This window comes from Sphingobacterium sp. xlx-96 (assembly GCF_011007365.1).
Classification (GTDB): Bacteria; Bacteroidota; Bacteroidia; order Sphingobacteriales; family Sphingobacteriaceae; genus Sphingobacterium; species Sphingobacterium luzhongxinii.
Map to the genome: position 1 here is coordinate 461653 of NZ_WFKM01000001.1, position 24169 is coordinate 485821.

General features: G+C 41.3%; 17 protein-coding genes. 13 read left to right on the top strand and 4 right to left on the bottom strand.

Annotation, left to right across the window (positions count from 1 at the left end; genetic code table 11):
* The first annotated feature begins 43 nt into the window (after positions 1 to 43).
* Genes G7B20_RS02180 through G7B20_RS02190 form a run of 3 tightly spaced genes read left to right on the top strand, consistent with a single transcriptional unit; the run spans position 44 to position 6243 of the window.
* Positions 44 to 3616, top strand: coding sequence for a TonB-dependent receptor (locus G7B20_RS02180; protein ID WP_205600158.1), 3573 nt, complete (start codon positions 44 to 46; stop codon positions 3614 to 3616).
* Between the two features lie 15 nt (positions 3617 to 3631).
* Positions 3632 to 5398: a RagB/SusD family nutrient uptake outer membrane protein gene (locus G7B20_RS02185; RefSeq protein ID WP_164108387.1), complete on the top strand. Its 1767-nt coding sequence runs from the start codon at positions 3632 to 3634 to the stop codon at positions 5396 to 5398.
* Complete coding sequence (locus G7B20_RS02190; RefSeq protein ID WP_164108388.1) at positions 5395 to 6243, top strand: endonuclease/exonuclease/phosphatase family protein; 849 nt, start codon at positions 5395 to 5397, stop codon at positions 6241 to 6243. The genes G7B20_RS02185 and G7B20_RS02190 overlap by 4 nt, the downstream gene beginning before the upstream one ends.
* A 231-nt stretch (positions 6244 to 6474) precedes the next feature.
* On the opposite strand, the gene G7B20_RS02195 is transcribed toward G7B20_RS02190, so the two are convergent.
* Positions 6475 to 6870 carry a VOC family protein gene (locus G7B20_RS02195; protein ID WP_164108389.1) on the bottom strand — a complete coding sequence of 132 codons (396 nt, stop codon included), beginning with the start codon at positions 6868 to 6870 and terminating at the stop codon, positions 6475 to 6477.
* A 133-nt stretch (positions 6871 to 7003) separates the two neighbouring features.
* Positions 7004 to 8281 carry an ATP-binding protein gene (locus tag G7B20_RS02200; RefSeq protein ID WP_164108390.1) on the bottom strand — a complete coding sequence of 426 codons (1278 nt, stop codon included), beginning with the start codon at positions 8279 to 8281 and terminating at the stop codon, positions 7004 to 7006.
* A 274-nt stretch (positions 8282 to 8555) separates the two neighbouring features.
* On the opposite strand from G7B20_RS02200, the gene G7B20_RS02205 reads away from it, so the two are divergent.
* The 9 genes from G7B20_RS02205 (at position 8556) to G7B20_RS02245 (ending at position 20808) form a co-directional block, all read left to right on the top strand.
* On the top strand, positions 8556 to 9572 hold the full coding sequence (locus tag G7B20_RS02205) for a hypothetical protein (protein ID WP_164108391.1): 1017 nt from the start codon (positions 8556 to 8558) through the stop codon (positions 9570 to 9572).
* A gap of 342 nt (positions 9573 to 9914) precedes the next feature.
* A complete protein-coding gene (locus tag G7B20_RS02210; protein WP_164108392.1) occupies positions 9915 to 10463 on the top strand; it encodes a dihydrofolate reductase family protein in 549 nt (182 codons plus the stop codon).
* Between the two features lie 282 nt (positions 10464 to 10745).
* Positions 10746 to 11312: an RNA polymerase sigma factor gene (locus tag G7B20_RS02215; protein WP_164108393.1), complete on the top strand. Its 567-nt coding sequence runs from the start codon at positions 10746 to 10748 to the stop codon at positions 11310 to 11312.
* Between the two features lie 57 nt (positions 11313 to 11369).
* On the top strand, positions 11370 to 12458 hold the full coding sequence (locus tag G7B20_RS02220; RefSeq protein ID WP_164108394.1) for a FecR family protein: 1089 nt from the start codon (positions 11370 to 11372) through the stop codon (positions 12456 to 12458).
* Between the two features lie 36 nt (positions 12459 to 12494).
* A complete protein-coding gene (locus G7B20_RS02225) occupies positions 12495 to 15830 on the top strand; it encodes a SusC/RagA family TonB-linked outer membrane protein (RefSeq protein WP_205600157.1) in 3336 nt (1111 codons plus the stop codon).
* A gap of 4 nt (positions 15831 to 15834) precedes the next feature.
* Positions 15835 to 17115, top strand: coding sequence for a RagB/SusD family nutrient uptake outer membrane protein (locus tag G7B20_RS02230; protein ID WP_164108395.1), 1281 nt, complete (start codon positions 15835 to 15837; stop codon positions 17113 to 17115).
* 2 nt (positions 17116 to 17117) lie between these two features.
* A complete protein-coding gene (locus G7B20_RS02235; protein ID WP_240465968.1) occupies positions 17118 to 18065 on the top strand; it encodes a phosphodiester glycosidase family protein in 948 nt (315 codons plus the stop codon).
* A gap of 8 nt (positions 18066 to 18073) precedes the next feature.
* On the top strand, positions 18074 to 19831 hold the full coding sequence (locus G7B20_RS02240; RefSeq protein ID WP_164108396.1) for a BACON domain-containing protein: 1758 nt from the start codon (positions 18074 to 18076) through the stop codon (positions 19829 to 19831).
* A gap of 797 nt (positions 19832 to 20628) precedes the next feature.
* Positions 20629 to 20808, top strand: a complete 180-nt coding sequence (locus G7B20_RS02245) for a hypothetical protein (RefSeq protein ID WP_164108397.1) — start codon at positions 20629 to 20631, stop codon at positions 20806 to 20808.
* 801 nt (positions 20809 to 21609) lie between these two features.
* Here G7B20_RS02245 and G7B20_RS02250 read toward each other — a convergent pair.
* Positions 21610 to 21765: a hypothetical protein gene (locus G7B20_RS02250; RefSeq protein ID WP_164108398.1), complete on the bottom strand. Its 156-nt coding sequence runs from the start codon at positions 21763 to 21765 to the stop codon at positions 21610 to 21612.
* 274 nt (positions 21766 to 22039) lie between these two features.
* Here G7B20_RS02250 and G7B20_RS02255 point away from each other — a divergent pair, with 274 nt between their 5' ends.
* Positions 22040 to 22276: a hypothetical protein gene (locus G7B20_RS02255; RefSeq protein ID WP_164108399.1), complete on the top strand. Its 237-nt coding sequence runs from the start codon at positions 22040 to 22042 to the stop codon at positions 22274 to 22276.
* 170 nt (positions 22277 to 22446) lie between these two features.
* Here G7B20_RS02255 and G7B20_RS02260 read toward each other — a convergent pair whose 3' ends face one another.
* Positions 22447 to 24159: a RagB/SusD family nutrient uptake outer membrane protein gene (locus tag G7B20_RS02260; protein WP_164108400.1), complete on the bottom strand. Its 1713-nt coding sequence runs from the start codon at positions 24157 to 24159 to the stop codon at positions 22447 to 22449.
* Positions 24160 to 24169 lie beyond the last annotated feature (10 nt).

Here is a 24169-nt window from a genome sequence, read left to right on the forward strand (position 1 = left end):
AAAGACTATCGATTGAAAGATTAACGAATAAAAAAACAACCAGATGCAAATTAACAAAAAAAATCTGGTAGGATGTTCTGTTGTTTTGCAGGAGCATACTACCAAAATCCCAATAGCTATGAAATTGTCGTTGGCAATACCGCTTTTATTGGCTGCAAGTCTACAAGTTAATGCGTTTACTTTTGGACAGCATATCACACTGAATAAGAAAAATGTCAAGCTGGAATCTGTCTTGAAAGATTTGCAAAAGCAGACCGGTTATAACATCTTCTACGCACAGTCCTTGTTATCCAATAAGAAAAGGATAGACGTAAATTACAGCAATGAGCCTTTAGAGAAAGTTTTAAGGAGTATTTTGTCTGCGCATCAATTGAACTACCAAATTGTCGATAAAGACATTATACTAACAAGAGGTACGGAAACTGTAAGACCTACTGTTGGATCATCTTCAATAGTGGCTTTACAGCAGAAAACCTATTCGGGGGTTGTATCCGATAGCAAAGGGCAACCGATAGAAAATGTAACAATCACTGAAAAAGGCAAAACTAACCGTACACTTACCAATGCAAATGGACAGTTTGAGATCCAAAGCACCGCCGCAGATCCAGTTTTCCAGTTTTCGATCCTAGGTTTTCAGACCAAAGAGATTAAGCTAAGTAGAGGGAAGATGACGCAGGTGTCTATGCAGGAGTCCGTGCAGGATATGGATGAGGTTGTGGTTGTGGGGTATGGTCAGCAGAAGAAGGTAAATCTTACTGGTGCCGTGGATCAAGTGACATCCGAAGTTTTTGAAAATAGACCGATTACCAATGTAGCGCAGGGGCTCGTGGGGGTTGTGCCTAATTTGAATATTCAGATGCTCGACGGTAAGCCCAATCAATCACCTGGTTTTAATGTACGTGGTACTACCTCTATTGGTCAAAAAGGGGATGCTTTGGTGCTTATAGATGGTGTAGAGGGAGATCCCATGATGCTCAACCCCAATGATATTGAGACGATATCTGTTCTTAAAGATGCTGCATCTGCTTCCATTTATGGAGCACGTGCTGCTTTTGGTGTGGTATTAATTACAACTAAATCGGCTAAAGAAGGTAAGACATCAATCACTTACAGCACGAATCTTTCTATCAAGTCACCAACTACTGTTCCGGACAATATTACCGACTCATACCCCTGGGCCAAAGGTTTTAATGATGCTTGGTCCCGCTGGAATGATAGTGGTACGACACCTACAGCAATCAACAAGACCTTGCCTTTTTCGCAGGCCTATCTCGCGGAGATAAAGCGCCGATGGGAGGATCCCACGTTGCCGCGAGTTGATGTCAACCCAACTACCGGAGAGTATATGTACTTCTACAGTACGGATTGGTATAAGGAATTGTATAAGGATAATTTTATCGCACAGGATCATAATATTTCGTTGTCCGGTGGCAACGATAAGGCGGTGTTTTATCTGAGTGGACGCTACAACGGGCAGGATGGACTGTTTCGGTACAGCGAAGACAAGTATGATATGTATAACCTACGCGCTAAGGGTTCTATCCAATTGACTGATTGGTTACAGGTCGATAACAATACTGAATATTCCAAGATGCAATATTTTCAACCGATCAACGTCGGCGAGGGGAGTGGCGTATGGCGCAATATTGCTGACGAGGGTCACCCGCTGGCACCTTTGCTAAATCCAGATGGCACCTTGTCCTTTTCATCTGCCTATACGGTAGGGGATCACTATATTGGCAAGAATGGCATAAGCTCTGATCATCGTTTTTTGAAAAATAGGACAGGAGCTGTAGCTAGTTTTTTTGATAAATCGTTGAATTTTAGAGCTGATTTTACTTTTCAAAGCACGGATATTGGATCGCAGCAGAACAGAGTTCAGGTGCCATACAGCCGCTACGAAGGTGTGATCGGTTATACAGGTACCAATACCAACGATCTACAGGAGAGACGGAGAACTACCGAATACATGGCTACCAATATCTATGCAGACTATAAGACCGCTCTTGCAGATAGTCACCATTTAGCTTTCTTGGTGGGGTACAACTACGAACAGTCGAAATATAAAAATCTGACGGCTCAGCGCAATGGTATCGTATATGCCGATGCCAGCGACATTAACCTAGCGCTGGGGCAGAGTATTGTAACTACCGGAGGCTACAGAAAATGGGCGATAGCAGGAGGTTTTTTTCGAATCAATTATGACTTCAAAGAACGGTATCTGTTGGAGATAAATGGCCGTTACGATGGTTCTTCTAAATTTCCTTCCGATCAACAGTGGGCATTCTTTCCTTCTGCATCAGCAGGTTGGCGTATTTCAGAAGAGGAATTCTGGAAAGTGGATCCGAAATACATCTCCAATCTGAAACTGAGAGCCTCGTATGGCAGGTTAGGCAATGGAAATATCGATCCCTACACCTTTATGGAAAACTTTAAAATTACGCAGTCGGGAAGAATTATAAATGGTGTACGACCGCAGAAGACCGAGCAGCCCAATGTGGTGCCGGATGGTTTAACATGGGAAAAATCGGCAAGCAGTAATATCGGTCTTGAATTTGGCTCTTTCAGCAATCGCTTACAGGTTACTATGGACTACTATAAGCGAGCTACTACCGACATGTTTACGGTGGGACCGACGCTGCCTGCTATATTCGGAACAGAGGTTCCAAAAGGCAACTATGCGGATTTAGAGACGAGGGGATGGGAACTTAGTGTAAGCTGGAAAGATCAATTTGAGTTGAAAAATAAGCCTTTTAAGTATGATTTACGTGTGGTATTGTCGGATTATCAAGCCGAGATTACCAAGTATAACAATGCCGACATGCGCTTGAACGATTATTATGTGGGACAAAAGCTTGGCGAGATCTGGGGGTATCAAGTAGAAGGTTTGTTCCGGTCGGAAGAAGAAATTAAGAATTCGCCTTCGCAATCAAATATCCCAAATACCAACACCCGTAAAAACTATCCAGGGGATCTTAAATTCAAAGATCTGGATGGTGACGGAGTGATCTACCAAGGATTGAATGAGGCCGACAACTCGGGTGATAAGACTATTATCGGAAATTCGACGAGTAGATACTCATTTGGTGTCAATCTGGGCGGAGAGTGGAATGGTATATTTGTGTCCGCATTTTTCCAAGGAGTCTTAAAACAAGATTGGTATCCCGCGCCGGAGTCCCGCTTCTGGGGGCAGTACAATCGTCCATACAATTCATATCCAAGATGGCATGAAGCCAATATGTTTAGAGAAGAATTGGGCAATTATGATGCCTACTTACCTCGTTTGGTTGGTTATATTGCTCAGGGTTCAGGACGTGCATTGAATACTCCAAATGACAGGTTTCTACAAAATGCAGCCTATATCCGTTTACGCAATCTACAGGTAGGATACAATCTCCCCCAAAAAGTAGCCGCCAAAATAAAGGCATCTAATCTTAAACTATACATGTCGGCAGAAAATATCTGGACTTGGTCTCCTATGTACAAATGGACGAAGGATACGGATGTAACTAATATTTATGGTTCAGATAGAGATCTGAGTGGGGGCAACAGTGGAGACGGATACAATTATCCAATGTTGAAAGCTGTTTCTTTCGGTCTGATGGTGGGATTTTAATCAATAATAGAAAACATGAAAACACTTAACCATATTTTTGTTGTATTTGCACTGTTTACCATGGCATCATGCGATCTGGAAGAGATGCCAGTAGATACAGCTACCAACCAAGCGATATTTGAATCTGTAGGAGGGCTGGAGCTTTATTCCAATTCCTTTTACGATATCCTACCCAGTACCGATGTAGGGGTGTTTCAGCGTGACGACCTCTCAGATCTTGTCGCTCGCAATGGTGTAGATGACTTTTTGACGCCCAATGCACTGAGCCCCATTACCAGTGGAGGATGGGACTGGAAAGACCTTAGGAATATCAACTATTTTATCGAGAATGCGAATAAAAGCGCCGTCGCAAACAAGAACCATTTTGTAGGAGTAGCGCGATTTTTTAGGGCATTGTTCTATTTTGAAAAAGTCAAGCGATTTGGTGATGTGCCTTGGGTAGATCAGACTATTGCTATTGATAATGACGCTGTACTGTATGCTAAACGGGATGATAGATTTCTGGTGATGGACAAGGTTCTGGCAGATTTGGATTACGCTATAGAGCATATTGAGCTCACTACCGATCCTTCGGCTACACGTATTACCAAAAGTGTAGCGCGCGCCTACAAAACACGTATATGCTTGCATGAAGCTTCGTTTCGTAAATACCATGTAGATTACAATAAACAGTCTACCGCACAACAATGGTACCGTGAAGTGTTCAAGGAAGCGAATGCGATCGCTGGATTTGTCTTGCATAAATCCTCGGATGTAGAAAAGTCCTATCGAGAGTTGTTTATTGCGAAGACACCTTTTGTTGATGAGACTCTGCTAGCCGTAGTGCTCAATGCTAATTTACAGGTTTTTAGTTCTGCCAATAGAAGGTTTATCAGTCCTACCTACGGTAATAGGCCCAGTCTTACTCGCGATTTTGTAAAGATGTATCTCAATGCCGATGGTTCGCGTTTTACCGACGACCCTAATTACAAAACAAAACCCTTCGTAGACGAAGTGAAAAATCGGGATCTAAGATTGAAGCAGACGATTCGCTCAGGAAATTATGCACGTACCGAGAATGGTGTGCCCGTTATTTCGGCTCCTAATTTCACACAGACTTATACCGGGTACCAGCCTATTAAATGGTGTTATGATGAGCGCTTTCCGTATGATGATGAAAGTCGCAACGATAATGCACACATCATTATGCGGTGGGGAGAAATCCTGCTCAATAAAGCTGAAGCATTAGCCGAACTAGGCGAGATGACACCAAGCGAGTGGAATAATACCATAGCGGCACTTCGAGAGCGTGCCGGTATACCTGCAGGGGCTGCAAGACAACTGCCTACGGTAGCCGATCCCTACCTGCTTAACTACTACAAAGGACGATTTAGCGATCCTATTTTGCTAGAAATCATTCGTGAACGGGCTGTTGAAATGATTTTTGAGGGGTTGCGCACCGATGATCTGATCCGTTGGAGACTGGGAGAGCTATTTCAGACATCTGCAATGAATGGAATGTATGTGCCTGGACTGGGGGAATATGATCTTAATGGTGACGGTAGGAAGGATGTTTATTTTTACCAGGGACAAAAGCCGACTTCCAGTACGGCGGGTATAGCATTCGTTAATGTAAGTCCTTCTACGTCAGTAGGCCAATTACAATTGTCCAACGGCACTTCAGGAGAGGTATTATGGAACCCAGGCGTGCGTAAATGGGAGGATAGAAAGTATCTATACCCAATTCCGCAAAATGCAAAAGATAGAAACAATAATTTAGGACAAAATAAAGGTTGGGAATGAAAAAATTAGTTATCGCATGCCTACTGATAATTGGCATTGCCGGGACAACTCAAGCACAGCATAAAGAACAGCGTACTTACCAGGTAGCCACATTTAATATCCGGATGGATACCGAAAAAGATGGTCTTGATGCATGGTCTTATCGCAGAGATATGGTCAATGGACTGCTAAAGTACCATGAACTGGATATCATCGGCACACAAGAAGGTTTTAAACATCAACTCGATGATATATCACGTATTGATTACCTCAAGTATGTTGGTGTGGGGCGTGATGACGGCCAACAAGGAGGAGAGCATTCTGCTATATTTTATAATATACATAAATTTGATGTCTTGGACAAGGGGGATTTCTGGTACAGCGAGACGCCAGACAAACCTGGTAAAGGCTGGGATGCGGTCTGTTGCAATAGAATCTGCTCTTGGGTTATGTTGAAGGATAAAGCGAATGGGAAGCGGTTTTTTGTATTTAGTTCGCACTTCGATCACCAAGGGGTAAAAGCAAGAGCAGAGTCTGCCAAACTAATGCTTAAGAAAATAGCCGAAATTTCAAAAGGAGCCCCGGTCATTGCGTTAGGGGATTTCAATGCTACTCCTGATAGTGAGCCTATTATTACAATCAAGCAGAGCCTGAAAGATGCCTTCGAAATTAGTCAGACAGCACCTTATGGACCTGTCGGTACTACCAATGCGTTCAAGTGGGATGCTCCTATGAAACAACGCATCGATTATATTTTTGTGAACGAAAGTGTTCAGGTGTTGAAGTACGCTTCATTGGTCGATGCCTTACATATGCGTTTCCCTTCGGATCATCTTCCTGTAGTTGCGAAGGTCAAGTTCGATTAGATTGATCGAGTTATAAGATTTCTTTAGTGACCGTTTAGGTTCTGATATTGTATCTGTACAATTTTGATACCTAAACGGTCTTTTACATGCTATTTGGTGTATATTTCGAAGGCTTGCATCTTTTTTAGGAAAGAGTTTTCTACTTGGCTTGTACTTCGATGCGGGTCTGTTACAGACCATAGTTCGGTATTTATTGAAGCATATGTCCATTAAAATACAAGAACAGCACAATTACATCTGCAGTACGTTAAAGGTGTGTCCATCTGGATCAGCAAAGACAAAGCCATAGTAAGTCTTTCCAAATTTCTGAGGTCTAGAAAGAAGTCTCCCCCCTGCCAGCTCTACAATATTGGCCCAGTTATCCACCTCCTCTTCGCTGGCTGCAGACAGCGTAAACATTACTTCAATAGCATTTTCAGCATCGGCAATTTTAACCTTCATATTAGCTTCAAGCACATCTTTTAGAAAGAAATGTATGACAAAGTTATCTTTTCCTATAAGGAAGCTCGTAAGGTCTTTTGTAACAGGGTGTTTTCCGTTAGGGGTAAAGCCTAATGCCTCATAGAATCTGGTTGTTCTTTCTAAATTATTTACCCCGAGGTTTGCCCATATTTTTGTCGAATTCATCTATAGATTTTTATGTAAAAATAAGCGGATCAGGGAAACACTCGCTTTTCCCATGACAAGAAAGGTCGTTTCTATTTCTTACACCGCTTAGATGATAGCAAAATCCATAAAATAATCAAGGGCACGTCTTAGCTTAGTATTTGATTTCCAGCAATTTCTTTATTCGTTCCTTTTCTTTATCCGATAGGGGAATAGCCTGTTCCACTATCGGTAATATCTCCATCCTCCGCTCTGTTTGCAGTAATAAATCTAAAAAGCCGAGGTACGTTCGTACCAAATCTGGTTTTATACCGACAAATGCACGTGGATCTACAATGTAAAGCTCTTGTACCAGTTGTAATAATATTGCTTTTCTCTTATTATCTTCTTCCGACGTGCTATATCGAGGGAGAAGATCTTTTTGAGCCAATTCAAGCATTTTGATGGTTACAGCTTGCTCACGGACATATTTTTTTTGTTTACGATCCAGAAGATCACGTAGTTCCGCCATCAATCGACGGTATACGACCTGATGCTCTTTTTCACTGAATAGATTGCCTTCATTGGACAAGCCGATTTCCGATTGTTCGAAATGGTTGAAAAATATAGATTCTATATACACTGAATGGTGAAATTCTATCGCATTATTGTTAAAGCTACTTAACACTTTGGCTACCTCCATTTTTTGACTGTTAAGAAAATAGTAGTAGTAGCGGTCACCTATCGGCTGCTTCCATCTTATATAGTTGACTTTAAATAGATACGAATTTTGTGTTGGACTATATATCGTAACCGATGTTGTATCTGTCTCTTGGATGAGCTGATTGTAGGAAAGAATTTTTCCATTTATTTTTATAGTGTACCCAAGCTCTTTGTTGAGCTGTAAAAACCAACCAAATTCCTGAGCTAGGAAATCCAAAAATTCTGCTGATTCCAGTACCGAAGCGTTCACGCTAAATATACCTTCCAATACCACTGTTGTGCCTGTGCTTTCTGCTTGCGATAGCTGTGGCTCTGAGCTTTCGTATTCCTCTTTTGAATTTCTATCTATTGTAAGTCTATATGCCATTAGCTTACTTCCTATGGATACCACGGTATGCCAGGTGGCACGTGTCGCAAATAAAGAAAATGAAAATCGTCCTTTGCCTTTCTTCCCGCGTGTATAGGAGGTGCGTTTAGGTACGGCTTTCTTCAGTGAATCTAAAAAGTTACCAAATGAATAAGGCAGTAAATCCGGAGTGATGCCTTCACCATTATCCATGATACGGATACGCTCAATATAACCTAGTTCATTGCTTGATATATCTATGACTACCGAAGTTGCCTTTGCGTCAAATCCATTCCAGATATACTCTGCGATGACCTGTTTGGAGTCTTTTGGTAATCCTGACGATTCTATACTAGCATTTGTTATTTTGGTACTATTCTTCATTATGAATTGCGGTTTTGTATATCAAACCTACATAAATTCGTCTTTACAAGCAATATAATTGCGTTGTATTCTAAAGACGGATTTTGTAGCGCTACTCATCCATTTAATTATTTTTGGTCAAAATAGAGAAAATCTATTGCATGACGGTACAAGACATAACTGAAAAAAAATCCATTGAAAGAAGAAGTGTGTTTTACTTACTTATTAAGTAATTTATATTTTTTTATCCTCAAAGGATATTTTTTCATATGTTTAACGTGTTTAATTTTAAAGAATGAAGATTCGTAATATATTCTGGATTACTATTTGCTCATTATTATGGTTGAGTTGTTCAAAAAAGACAGCCATTGAAGAAATAGAAGCGAGCATACCCAAAGAGCCTACTGAAGAAGTTACTCCTAATCCGAAACCCATATTTGAGAAACGTCAGGTTCGGCTCGAGATGAGGGAATACTATACCGACCAAAATATTGACGAGAACTATTTTTTAGGGAGTATCTGGCATCTTAAAGATACAATACAAGGCTTACGGCTTGAAAGCTTGAAAAAAATAGCCAAAGATACTAAATTCCATATTTTATCGTACAATGATCCATCCATAGATATAGGCTTCTTTGAGCCTAATTACAACTCGATTTTGACTTACGCTAATAAATTCAAGAAATCAGGTCAGTTCAGTAGTATGAATTTTTCGAAGACTACGTTTGCCGATTATGCGGAGATTCAAGGTTATTTAGGCTATTCCAAGGATGTACAACAGGTATTGTCACTCGTTCGGCATTCTGACTCGACTACCGTCCAAAAGAAATACAATACATTGCTTTATAATAATCTGAACAAGCTCACACTTTTCGTTGATTACTTAGAATATGATGAAGCATACCCTGATCAAGTAATTACTCCGTTAAAGAAAGAAGGTTACAATCCCTATCTGCTCGCATCGGTCACCTATGGCAGTCAGTTGATTCTTATGGGAGAGAGCGATTCTACGCGTGTAAGTCTAAATTTAGCCCTTGAAAAGTTATTGGATAGTAAACCTCTAGATAATACGGATCTAAAGGTGCTAGAGCGTAGTCGGGTGTTATTTTATTATCGAGGAGGGGGCAAAGAGAGCTTCGTTCAGTACCCAAAGGGGGCTAAAGCTGTTCAATCAACAGTCACGGAACTGCTTGCGATGATCAAACAAACAGAAAACATTTTCAACTATCCCCTCAAATATTCGTTCATGAGTATGGCCGATTACAGTGTATTAAGTACCTACAATATATACAACATGCATATCAAAAAGTAAAAGTACCTTGAGTCATTCCTCCTGTCGCGATTTTTTTCGAGGTTCGTACATGGGTGTTATTTTTCCTCAAAAACTAATAGCAGATCGGTGTTTTGAGAAGTAATGACTATTGCCTAAGGTGTTCAATTTCTTGCCTTATGACAAATATTATCACAACATCTATTTATAGACTTGTATAAAAAATAAGTTTTTGAAAGAAAGTGATTCTAATCTATAATGGAGCTTATATAGCAATCATTTTGTCTCTTGGTTCAAAAGCATACTCTAAGAAAGAATACGAAACATCCTTGGAGCTGTTGAAAATCAAACCAAGCTGGCGGATCGACAAGTAATTAAACACCTATGAAAAAAGTAATAGCGGCAATGAATATGACGATTGACGGATTTTGCGATCATACCTCAGGTATCCCTGACGAAGAGATACATCAACACTATGCAGATCTGTTGCGAACGGCTAGTATCGCTTTATTCGGTAGAATAACTTATCAGCTTATGGAGTTTTGGCGTACCGTGTTGGTCAATCCAACAGGCGATAAAGCGATGGATGATTTCGCTATCGCTATAGACAATACACCTAAGCTTGTTTTTTCACATATGCTGAAAAGTATAGATTGGAGGAGTGCAAAGTTAGCTAGTCAAGATCTGGAGAAAGAGGTTTTACGCCTTCGACAGGAGTCTGGAAAGGATATATTTGTATGCAGCCCGAGTTTGATTGTAGCATTGACCAAACTCAATTTGATAGATGAATATCAACTTTGTATTCACCCTGTTATAGCAGGTGGCGGATTGGCACTATTTAAAAATATTAGCCATAAAATTAACCTCAAACTCATCAAAACCAAAACATTTAGTGCAGGTGCAGTTATACTGTATTATGAACGTATCAACTAACAAGGTACGAATGATCGGCCACTGCGTAATTTTCCTTTCTAAAGTTGTTTCAGAATAGCTCTGTTTGTCTTTAGCTTCAATTGAACAGTTGGATAAGATTAGTTTTTTTACGCAATTGCAATCGTAATTACATCGTGGGGGATCATTGACAGATCAGAATACGTTGATATTTTTGTTTTTATCGATTTTTATTCAATATTTTTATGGTGATAAATTTGATGCACAAATAACTTAACCTAGATATAACAAAAGATTTATATCGGGTATCCTAAATTTGCCAATGTGAATCCAAATGAATTGAACAGCTCTCATAAAGCAGAACATCAGCTGCTTGACCAACTCGCTTCTGGGAGTCATGAGGCTTTCGAAAAGCTGTACCGCTTGCATTGGATATTTGTTTATAATGAAGCCTATAGACGGTTACGCAATCAAGACGAGGCTGAAAATATCACACAGGATATCTTTACAACGCTATGGGAAAACAGGGAGAAGACATCGATTCAGGAACTTAAGTCTTATCTTTTTGTCCTAACGAGGAATAAAACCCTTAATTTCATTCTCAAAAATAAGCCCGCCTTAATCACAGACTACGAAGAGAATATTCAGAATGATTCATCTCCTTTAAAAGACCTACTTACGAAAGAAGCTTACGATACTGTTCATGAAAAGATTCTTTCTTTGCCCCCACAGCAGCGAGCAGTTTTTGCCATGCGATACCATGAAAATAGATCTACAGATGAAATCGCAGCAGTGATGGGACTCTCTATAAAAACAGTTCGGAACCACCTTGGGAAAGCTATTTCTGCAATCCGAAGTATACTCAAGTTTCTGATTCTACTTTTCTTTTAATTTTTTTATATCCCACTGGGCTTTCCTGTTTATCATCTGTCTTTAGTATAAGAACAGATGATGAAAAAGAACCTCAAAGACATAATACAAAAATATCTTCTTGGCAAAGCTGACAAGAAGCAAATAGATCATGTAGAGCATTACTACGATGACTTGCAGTCCGATCTCGATATTACCAAAGAAAAGTCTACGAGACAATTAGAAGAGATGGAATCCCGCATATGGATCAATATACATGCGCAGCAAAAGGTGAAGACTTTACGCCGTTCTAGGCATCGGTACATACGTTGGGCAGCAGCAGTGCTTTTACCCTTGTTGTTGGTGGGGGGCTACTATCTGAAGTCGATAAATAGGACTGAGGTTGATTTGGCCGAGGTAGGTCCGGGCAAGTTTGGTGCTAATTTAATCACAGAGACCGGACAGGTATATTCCCTGACATCTTTGGAGGATTTAGCAAAGCTGGAAGACGAAGGTATTTATCGGGAAGAAGATGGGAAGGAAGTTGGTATGCATGAGATTGTAACACCAAAAGGCGGGTATTATCAGTTGGTTTTATCTGACGGTACGTCTGTATGGCTTAATGCTGCTACGGCTATACGATTTCCTGCACGATTTGCAAGTGGTAAAAGAGAGGTGTTCTTATCAGGCGAAGCTTATTTTGATGTTTCACATGACAAATCAGCTCCTTTTATTGTTCACACAGACCAACAATCAACAAGAGTCTTAGGGACAAAGTTTAATATTACCTCATACAAAGGACAGCAGGCTGATATTGTTACTTTAATAGAAGGTTCGGTCGAGGCGACATCCAATTATAACGATAAAATCCTTATGACTCCAGGTCATCAGGCATATATTGGGAAGCAGATACGCTATACCACTGTAGAAAATGCAGAAGATGTTGCGGCTTGGCGTAAAGGCGAGTTTTTCTTTGATAATACGCCAATCGGCGAAGTCATGACCCGAATCGGTCTGTGGTACAATATCGAGGTCAATCTTGACAATCTTCCTGAAAACAGATTGAACGGGTTGGTCAACAGAAATGTGCCGTTAAAGAAGCTGTTAGACCTGATCGAAACCACTTCGAATGTCAAAATTATAGTCAAGGAGGGCCGACTCACCATCGCTACGAATCAAGAAAAATAATATGCGAGTAATCAAACTAATTAAACAATCAAATTCATGAGTTTTTTTAAAAGAAGAAAAGGAGTGTTGGGGCTGGCTTTGGCCCTGCAGTTAGGAGCAGTGATGCCCACTGTACATGCTGCTTCCCTACAGCGGGTGTCTTTAGATGTTAAGAATGAAAAGTTGGTCGATGTATTTAAAAAAATAAAACAACAGACCAATGTTTCCTATCTGTTCGATGGTCAGTATAGAAGTGAGGCTAATAGGGTGTCTATAAAGGCACAAAATGTAGATCTTGCAGAATTGTTGTCGGATATCTTCAAAGGACAGCCCTTTGACTATGAACTGAACCAAGGTGTCATCGTTATAAAAGACAAAGCTGCGCCAGTTCCGGCTCTACGAAAAATCGATGTAATCCAACAGTTTGTTGCCGGGTTTGTGGTGACGGAGACAGGGGGAGCTCTAGCAGGCGCGTCGGTACAAATCATCGATGGAAGCAAGGCTACGCAAACGGATGAAAAGGGCTATTTTAATTTGCCTATTACAGGAACATCAGCGACCGTACGTGTCAGTTTTACGGGGTATGAGTCGAAGATTGTCACCATTCGTATGCATGAAGCCCCGAAGGTTATATTGAACGTTGAAGAGAAGCTTTTAGAAGAGACCGTTGTGGTAGGATACGGCACGCAGCGTAGGTCGCTGGTGACCAGCGCTGTTGGAAGCCTTAAAATCGATGATTCGAATATGCGACAGGTGGCGAGTCCCACGAGGTTACTCGAAGGTCGCATTGCTGGTGTAAATGTATCTATGGGATCGGGCAATCTAGCTTCTGGAGAAAAAATTACTATACGAGGTAATTCTTCTATCAGCGCTGGAAATAACCCCTTGTACGTAGTCGACGGAGTACCAATCAATACTTCGGATATGGCGTTATTTTCATTTGGAGAGTCCTACAGTCCACTAGCTGCGTTTAATCATGCCGATATAGAATCCATCGAAATCTTGAAAGATGCCGCATCAGCTGCTATTTACGGTTCGCGCGCTAGTAACGGTGTTGTACTTATCACCACGAAGTCTGGTAAAGCTGGGAGGAATGATGTACGGATTAATGTAACAAGCGGTTTTAGCCAGTTTGCCAATAAGGATAAGATAAAGCTCGCTAATTCCGAGCAGTATATAGCCAGCTTTAATGCCGGTGTGGACAATTACAATAAGCAATACGGGCGTAAAGTAGGAGACAGTGATTATAAGATACGTATCCAAAATCCCTATCAGGGACTTCCAGATACAGACTGGTTAGGACTGATCTTGCAGACAGGGTATTTTCAAAACTATGATGCAGCACTCTCAGGAGGAAATACCAAGACCAATTATTATTTTGGACTGGGACTTACCGATCAGTCGGGCGTAGTTAAGAACAATGCGATTCGTAAGTATAACCTGAATACAAAAGTCAGCCACAAGTTTGCTGATTGGCTAGAGGTAGGGGCAAATAATATGGGGAATTTCATTAAAAACAACCAAGTGCCTGGTGCCAACTTAGGGTCTACCATTATTGCGCGTGCTATTGAACAACGCCCTTTCGACCGTCCTTTTAAGCCTAATGGCGATTATTATGTGGGAGGTACAGATGAGCTGACGCGACACAATCCGTTACAGATCCTAAACGAGCAGGATGCTTACGTAGATAATTATAGATATCTGGGTACGTATTATGGGCAGGCTAATTTTTTAGACCATTTTTCATTTAGATCATCTTTTAGTGCAGATATCGGTTACACCTATGATTATACCTATTATAATCAAAAGCATCCTTATGGTACTGGAGTAGGTCGATTGTTGGATTATAACAGGTTGATCCAAAACGTTGTGTTTGATAACGTTTTGAATTATAATAATACGTTTGGGGAGCTGACTGTATCGGCTATGTTGGGACATTCGTATCAGAAGCAGATGAGCCGATCTTCGTCCATTGACGGTCGCGGGTTTCCGACCCCATCTTTGCAGGTCATATCTGTAGCATCAGAAATTTTCGCCGCCAGTGGTGGTATTGGCGAGTATGCGTTGGAGTCTTATTTCGGAAGAGGTACTTTTTCCTACAAAGACCGCTATTTAATGACTGCTACTTTACGGGCTGATGGATCTTCTAAATTTCATAGGGACAATCGTTGGGGATATTTCCCTTCCCTCTCTTTTGGCTGGAATATTTCCAATGAAGAGTTTATGGGGATCAATGAAAATGATTTGAAGTTCAGAGCAAGCTACGGTGTCACTGGAAATCAGGAGGGGATTGGGCAGTATGCCTATCAAGCGCTTATGTCAGGAGGACAGAATTATGGTAATGAATCCGGGATATCCGTTTCTTCTTTTGGTAACAAAGACCTACGTTGGGAAAAAGCAAACCAGTATGATGTTGGTTTTGATGTCTCTTTTTTTAAAAGAAAGCTGAATATCGTATTTGATGCTTATTACAAAAAGACATACGATCTTCTTTACAGCATGCCTATTCATGCTACGACAGGGATGACGAGTATCGTGAGCAATGTTGGCTCTATGATGAATAAGGGGCTCGAGCTTGGCATCAATACCAATGTGCCGCTGGGACAAGTACAGTGGAAGTCAGCGTTTAATATCGCCCACAATACCAATCGTATTACCTCTTTACTGGAGGACCAGACACCGATTGCGATAGGTGATAATAGAGCGTTAAAAGTAGGTGAGAGTATTGGTGCATTCTATTTATTCGACTGGGATGGACTATTTCAATACGATGGCGAAGTGCCACAGGAGCAGTTTGAACTGGGGGTGCGCGCCGGAGATGTGCGTTGGCGCGATGTCGATGGCAATAATATTATCAATGACAACGACCGTATGGTGTTAGGAAATGCCAATCCCAAGTTTACAGGAGGTTGGAATAACTCTTTCTCCTATAAAGGTGTACAATTGGACTTTCTGTTTACCTACTCCTATGGCGCTGACGTGTATGCGCAATGGAAATCAACAGGAATGGCCAATCTAGGAGCAAATTTCGCTAAAGATTTGAGCTACGTAGAAAACGCATGGACAGGGGCTGGTAGTACAAATGTGTACCCAAGAGCATTGGTCGGATTAGGTCATAATACGAAAAACTCAACACGTTTTCTCGAAGATGGCTCTTTCATCCGTCTGCGCTCTATGACATTGGCTTATAATTTTGATAAGCAATTTATAAGACAGGTTAAGTTAAATGGTCTTCGGGTATTTGCTACTGTAGATAACCTGTTTCTACTGACAAACTATTCTGGATGGGATCCTGAGGTGAATAATAATCTTGATCCACGATATTACGGCGTTGATCTATTTGGGGTACCTCAACCTAGAACTTTTAGCTTTGGCGTAAACATTAATCTATAAAACCATGAAATTCCAAAATATCTTTATATTGACATGTGCTGCAACGGTATCGTTGTTTAGCTCCTGTGCGGACAAGTTAGATCTCTATTCCCACTCGGCTATGGCTCCAGATGCGGTGACAGCTAGCGATATACCGGCTCTGCGTCTAGGGATGTACAATAATATGCAGAATGATCCCGGTGTACACAATTTTATAATCTTTGATCTTTTAGGAGGTGATTTGCAGACAGGGGCCAATAGCTCACCGCTTAATTTGATCAATGCTACGCTTTCTCCACTCAACTCCATCGTTTCTAGAGGCTGGAATGGTTATTATAGCTCATTGTACCAGGTGAATAACGTGTTGTCTATCTGTCTCGCTCAGCCAGAAAGTAGCCTCCGTAATTTAACTTTGGGCGAGGCTTATTATTTTAGAGCTTTAAATTATTACAATCTTATAACGCGTTGGGGCGGTGTACCGGTACTGCCTGGAAATACTTTAGATAAGCCTTTCCGGACACCTAAAGAGCAGGTTTGGGCCTTTATTGAAACCAATCTTATTGAGGCTGCAAAATACTTAACAACATCCAAATCTTATTATTATGTTTCGGCAGATGCCGTTAAGGCTTTGCAGGCGCGTGTGTATCTGGCACAGGGCAAAAAGCAAGAGGCTGCGGCGGCAGCACAGTCTCTTATTTCTTCTGGTAAATATGCATTGGATAGCTTTGAGAAAATCTTTAGGAAGCAGGCTAATGCAGAGGTCATCTTCGCATTTGAAAACCTTTCCGAAGAGTCATCCATTAATATTTCGGATCTATTTTACTCCTATGCACATCCGAATAAAGGGCAGGGAAACTATAGAATCACTAACGAAACGGTCAATCTGTTTGCTCCTACGGATAAACGGCGTAACATGACCATCGTCAATATTGCGGGGACCGATTGTGTCAACAAATATCCCAGCGGACAGACAGGGAGAGATCCGGTTATCATATCCCGTATTTCGGAGATGTATCTTATAGCTGCGGAAGGATTAGGATTAGACAAAGGCTTGACCTATTTAAATGCCCTACGTCAATTTCGCGGATTACCTGCTGTAGCACCATCTTCGGAGAACGAGTTTATTACGGCATTACTTCGGGAACGGCAGCTCGAGCTCTTGGGTGAGAACTTTCGGTATTATGATTTGATCCGTACTGAAAAAGCTATAAGTACATTAGGTATTTTACCTTATCAGACACTTTTACCTATTCCTGGTAGTGAACTGCAACGCAATACAAATTTAGAACCTAATCCCGGCTATTAACTATGAAGATGATCCAAATACAAAAAACCTTATTGGCTACAACGCTTGGACTTGCCCTCACGGTATTGTCCTGTAGCAATAAAGAAGAGTTTATTAGGGTAGAAGATACCTATTCTCTTATACCTACCTCAGAGGTAGGTAAGAAAATTGTCGAACAGACAGATCTTATGGTGCACATCCATCAGGACAGTGCCTATCAAATTGTGGATGGGGTCAGTGCTACAGAGATAAGCTATATATCGAAGACAGGTCTTGCGAAGAAAATATTTGTCATTGAGGCAGATCTTACCAATCCCAACATCGGTGTTGAAGTTTCGACGCCCAATAACTCTGCTCAGTTTGGTATGCAACCCATGACTGCGCAGGCTACGTTTGAGGATTATGAAGGGCATAAAGTATGGGCAGGGATCAATGCTGATTTTTACAATATGACCAACGGTACTCCTCAAGGTATTGTATATAAGGAAGGTGTCGCAATCAAGACTACCGTTACAGATCAAGTGAATACTTTCTTTGCTATACTAAAGAGCGGAAAGGCTTTTGTCGGTAATCAGGCCGATTATGCACAAGTGAAAAGCGAGATCCAAGAAGCTGTGGGTGGACGCGTTACTCTAGTTGCTGATGGGATATTACAAGCTCAGACATCTGATGTCTTGGAACCGCGTACAGCCATTGGAGTTTCTCAGGATGGAACTAAGGTATTTATGCTTGTCGTAGACGGACGCAGGTTTCATTATTCCAATGGTATGAGCTACGAAGAGTTGGGCAAATGCTTAAAAGCACTTGGAGCCTACGATGCTATTAATCTTGATGGCGGAGGTTCTAGTACCTATTTCAAGCGAAGTACAGCAGATTTCAGTATAGGTAGGTTTCAATTACGCAATTGGCCTTCCGATAATGGTGGTGCAGAGCGTGCTGTGGCCAATGGTTTATTGTTAATAGCAAAATAGAACATGTTATGAATCGTATTGTGAAAAGTTTTCTCATCCTAATATCCGGGTTGTTCTGCCTAGTTTCGTGTAAAGATATTGATCTCGAAAGTTTTACGCCTAGTACAGGCCGTATCGGTTTTGCCAGTGTCTCGTTGGATGCTCCTAATACATTAGACACACTTTGGATAGACCTGAATAGCAACTTGCCTTTTAGATTGAAAACCGATGATAGCTGGATTTCCTTTGTGAAACCCAATGGGCTATCTTCTGAAAAAGTTGGAATTATTACAGCAAGAAATCGTGATTTGGCTGAACGTATAGGTAAAGTAGTGGCCTATGTTACTGATGAGGTACGAGCCGAAATACAAATTAAACAATCCGCAGGAGATCCGCTTCCAGATGTTACACGTCATTTTTATGTACGCGTAGATGGGCAAACTGCTGCCGATGGGCTTTCCTGGACGAACGCTACTTCTTTGCATAAGGCGTTGGATGAAGCTGTGAATGGCGATTATATCCATGTGGCAGCAGGTGTGTATATTCCTACGCAGGTATTGACAGGAGGGGCATCAGTCCAAGATGCTACATTTGAAATTGCAGAGAATGTGCGTATCATAGGGGGGTATCCCGCTCAGGCTACCAATGGATCAGTAGCAGACCCTAAGTTACATAAGACGGAGTTTAACGGGAACAACAAATCTATTCACGTTGTTACTGTGATTGCGCCCAAAGCGCAAGGGCAGCAAGTTGAGTTGCATGGCATAACCATTACCAAAGGTATGGCAGGAGGTACCGGATCGGTCAATGCATCGGGAACTGTTGTCAGTAAGCAGCATGGAGGAGGTTTGTTTGTCTCAAAGGCCAAGGTATTGCTGAAGAATGTTTCTGTAACTGATAATGGTTCTGCAAATCACGCTCCCGGTGTTTATATCACATCATTAGCCGATGTAACTATGGATCACGTATCGGTAAAGAATAATTATACGACGATAGCTGCTTCCAATGGTGGCGGTATCTGGAATGATGGTTCTCGTCTTGTGATGTACGATTCCGAGGTTGTAGGGAATCGCATCGGTGGTGTAGGTGCCGGATTATACAGCTTGAATACTGCTGTCGAAAGTGTGAACATACTTTATAATGTTACTATAGCCAGAAATATCACAGGTATATTTGGTAATAACGCAGTAGGAGGAGGTATTTATGCCCGTGAAAAGTCATTATTTTACGTAGTAAATTCTACAATTTATGGCAATAAGGCTGGAGGTAGCGCCTTTGGCGGTGGTGTAGCATTATACGGGGCCACCACTTTCCATCTGATCAGCTCCACCGTTTCAGGTAATGAGGCGGGTACTACAGCTACTGCTGCCGGCGGTGTGGGGATTCACAATGCATCCGCCAATAACAATAACCTTCATATTTATAATTCATTGGTGTCGGGCAATTTGCGTGGAAGTTGGTCTGACATTGGAGGCAACGCGTACGCCGGTTATTCGGTCAAATCATCTATATTAGGTACGCAGGTGCTTGATTTTGACGGAAGACCTACTTTAGGGCAGTTTGATCCGGAAGTGTCATTTGTTGCATTTGGACAGCATGGTGGTTTTGGCGAAACATTTTCGCTTAAAGGTACCTCGGCAGCGAGCACCGAAGGTATGTCATCCCTTCAGCTCGAAATTCTGGCCAATAATTTGCAGGCATTGGAAAGTAAGAAGTTACTTGTAGATCAAAACAATGTATCTCGCTCAAATAAGAAAGTTATGGGAGCAGATGTCGTTATTAAATAGCTTTATATTTGATCAAAACAGAACTCGTACGTATTTATACAAAAAAGACCTGAAGTTCCTCGCTTCAGGTCTTTTAACTAACCAATTCCCGACGGATCCAAAACAAAATATAAAGAGGGGGCTATGGTCTTTAAAAACACGAAGAGATTTCACGACCGGATTTTTCAAATTCATGAAAGATGCAGGACGAAGGTGTTGATCCCATGGTAAATCTATGATTCTCCAATTAGCTTGACACCTCCCCAGGAGTTAGTACTTGTCAATCTTCAATAGTCATGTTTTTAGAGTATTAATAATATATAGATAATGTAGTTGTTTAGGTTTTTTTTGACAAAACAAATAGAATATAAAACCAATAACGGCGATAGCCTTGCACGATGTGCCGCTATCTTACCTATACCAGGAGCTCTTTAGTAGCTTTACCGTGCCTTTCTGGTACATTTCAGTATCTTTTGGGTAGGTTGTGGATTAATGGATTTGCAGATGCGCGAGTACGAAGAGGAACATCGCGTTGGATAGCCTACCTCTCTAACCCCATCTAACCCTCTTTAATCAGGTTCATTTTCCTGCCTCTTTACGCCATATACTACCATTTTGGACAGGCCTCAGCTGTAGCTATCGCAAAGTTGATCTATCAACAAAAATTAAATATCATGGCAAAACAAAATTTTATGTTTGGTTTAGTTGTACCTGTGGCATTTGACCGCGCTACAGGAGATGTTTCCTGAAGTATTCCCATATTCGATCGGCAGCGTACCGCCACATTATTGCTCAGGGCTACACATAGGCGATTTAGAATGGCGACAGTAGAACAGACTCTGGATCCCTTTGACCGGGGAGTGCCCCGCAGAGACGCTTACGGTGAACCTACCGGTCGATTCGACCATAATGTTCTACATCACATGGAGGGGATTGATATGTTCCAACATATCAATGGGGTTTACTACCCTCTGATGGATAATCTGTACAATACCTGAGTATTGTTGTAGTCGATATTCCGTAGGTGAAGTGAGAGCGTGACGCAATAACAAGGTTAATGCGTCATTCATCACTTAGCTGATATCAAAATACAAACTGATCAAAACTAATAAAATGCCAATACTAATAACAACGAAATTAAGGTTTTTTATATTGTATAGAAAATCCATACTATAAATATTAAGCTTCTGATATTTATAGTTTTAATTATTTTATATTATTTTTTACTTTATCATAAAAGATTCTTCGAACTATAGATCTTCGGTGGCAGTACTCGATCTTGGCATCCTTACGGTGGCGGTATTTGGCTTACTGGTTGGTGTCGCCGCTATATTGTGCGGCCTTTGGTTGCAGGAGTTCCTGTGGCGGCCGTTCAGAGTATTCCGCCAACACTTTAAATAATCACTTTAATCAATTGACAGCATGGCAACAATCTTTATGTCTCGGTTTTCTTCTTGCTGCGCTATGCAGGGATAATGGTGATAGGAGTGATGTTTTAAAGACTCTTTATGTGCCTAAGTCACCGGCGCAGGGTGACTCCTTTTTGCTTGACTAAAAAGAAGGAAAAAGTCAAGGTTGTATTTCTTTGTGCTATTCTTTATCCAAGAACCTAAGCAAAATGGAACTCTCTCGATATATCGGGCTCAAACATCATTTTACTCTTAACGGTTCTTATTCTAAAGAATTAAGCAGTCAAAATACAAGGCCAGTTTATTCAGCTAGGATTATTAGTACTTCCTTTGTAAGCTGGTGTGCGCCCGTAAAGGGGGTATAATGAATGTTTTTTTGCAAAATCTAGGCTAGCGTTCTATAAGCCTATCATCAGCCAACTTATCCGCAAGGGAAACTAGATATTCAAAAAAGCCGACGTATTCGGTAACTACAGTGTCTATGCCAGGTGGATCAATCACTGTGGGACCGGTTAAAGAAAAAATGGTGTCGTATATACTCATCATCGAAGGTAATAGTAATAATAAGGTAGAATAGGAAAAAAGACATGTTTACATGGTGCATGGCAATGCGAAGTGGGTTTAGTTTACAATTAGTTGTCCATGGATGATATACCCCTGTTTTTTAACCAAATTAAATTTTGTTTTAATGTTTTTGTTTTTAATTTATACTTATTATCAGGATTTTATGATTTATTATATCAATAATATGTTTATGTTATTTTTAATTATATTAGCAGGTAATTCTGTCTATAGGATGAGCAAATAATCTCGTGAAAATATGTGTCAGGATCTACAAATCGAAGGTAGGTTGGCAATTAGTAAATCCTGGAAGCAACCTGTTGGTAGAGACAGTTTTTCTCGTTATTGGAAGTTTATAAGAGATACAGGCTTATATTTTCATCCCGATGAGGGGATGGGGCAATCCAGAAAAATCGCTTATATTGAACAAAAGAGCGTAGAAGTAAAGCAATCAGAATGTAAAACTTCTTGGGATAGTCTTGGTATCAAAAAATAGTAAATAAGGGAGCGACAGGCAGCGTAAGTCAATACGTAATTGGGATAGTGTATGGTGGACCCCCTGATTATTCTAATGATGTATGGGTATCGAAAATGGATGCAATAAATTGAGCCGATTATCTTTTTAATCGGCTCAATGTTAATTGTCAGTAGGCTGACTTCTCCTGTTTAATATTCTTTATGCTGTTTTAATGTGCCTCCGCTACGATCGATTTCGGTCTGTGGAATAGGGAAGTACGCATTATGGGGCTGATAGCTCAGGCCGCCGTAGTACGGCAGGTACTTAGCTTCAAAGGTAGAGTAGCTTTCAAGAATCTGCTTGGCAATGCCCCAACGTACCAAGTCGAAGTAACGATGGCCTTCTAGGGCAAGCTCTAGCCGTCGCTCCATCCGTACGGCATTGCGTGCGTACGATTGGTCTGCAAAGCTAGGGTAGGGCTTGACAAGATAGTCGGCAACGGCGATACCTCCCACCTGCTTGCGTGGCAGCGTGTTCGCGCGTTCGCGCACCATATTGACATACTTACGGGCTTTTTCTAGATCAGAGGCTTCAACGGCACACTCGGCAGCCATTAAGATCACATCGGCTAGACGTATGATATTGACATCTAATCCCGTGATATAGTTTTCGCCGGAAACAACATTTCCTGGAAACTGACTCTTTTTGATCATGGCCTTCATGCTGACAAAAGGACCTGCAAACGAGGCGTCGCGTATCCAGTCATCACCAGGCATGATTCCATAATCTAGGTAAGGTACACCCCGGCGGCCTACCGTATAGTCAAGACGGGGGTCTACTCGAAGTTTGACGTTAACAGTATAATCTGTTTTGTCTTTCCCCTCTAGTAGCATGTCTGATGTATAAGGATCTGTCCGGTATTCTCCATTTAGATAGGGGAGGCCGTTCGCATCGACTTTGTATACATTTGCTAGGTCAATTGTAGGTTGATAAAAGCCACAGCAACCTATTGGTGATGTGCCGTATAAGCCGCTTAGCATATCGCCTACATTAGCATTGTCGGCCGATCCGTTTGGATTGATGGCGTGCTTGGATACCATGATCGCTTCTGGACCATCTTCCTTGTCGATGTCAAAATTGTTTTGGAATGGCATGCTAAGAAGATCTTTGCCGCTTATCACCTCCTCAAATAAAGGTAAAGCGAGATCGTGTTTACCTTGGTAGAGGTAGAGCTTGCCCAGATAAGCTTTCGCTATGTTTTTGTCCATTCTTCCGGACTCACTCTTGAATTTGGTCATAGGAAGGTTATCGACCGCAAATTTGATGTCTGCTATGATCTTGTCATAAATATCGGTATCGTTTGGTTTTACTTTTGCCTCATCAGATGTTGTGTTTTCATCGATATAAGGTAGGTTTTTGAAGACTCGCCATAGAAAGAAATAATAGTGTCCCCGTAGCATCTTGCTCTCTGCTTCTATTTCTATTGCTCGCTGCGCGGAGATATCTTTAGCGCCGTTTTGATCCTGTTTCAGTAATTTTAAGGTAGAGTTACAACGGTTGACCCCTTCGTAGTACACCTGCCACATAGTCAGCAGTTGATCATTGGTGGAGCTAGGCTTCAATGATTCCAGGTTGTTCATTGCCGGTTGATCCTTTTCATCCGACCCCTTATGTGCATTGTCAGAGGTTATTTCACCGAATACCCATTGGCTAGGAGCAGAAGCATAGTTGCCCCATGAACCGCTTACGTTGCCATTCATGATTCCGTAGGCTCCTAATAATAAGGATTCTACACCATTTCCGTTCACGATCTGTTCGCCATATAGTTCGCCTTGAGGTACTTTGTTTAGAAAGTCTTTGCCGCAGCTGCTTAATAATAGGGTGGCCGATAGTATCGTTATATATAGTTTTCTTTTTTTCATGACTTTATAT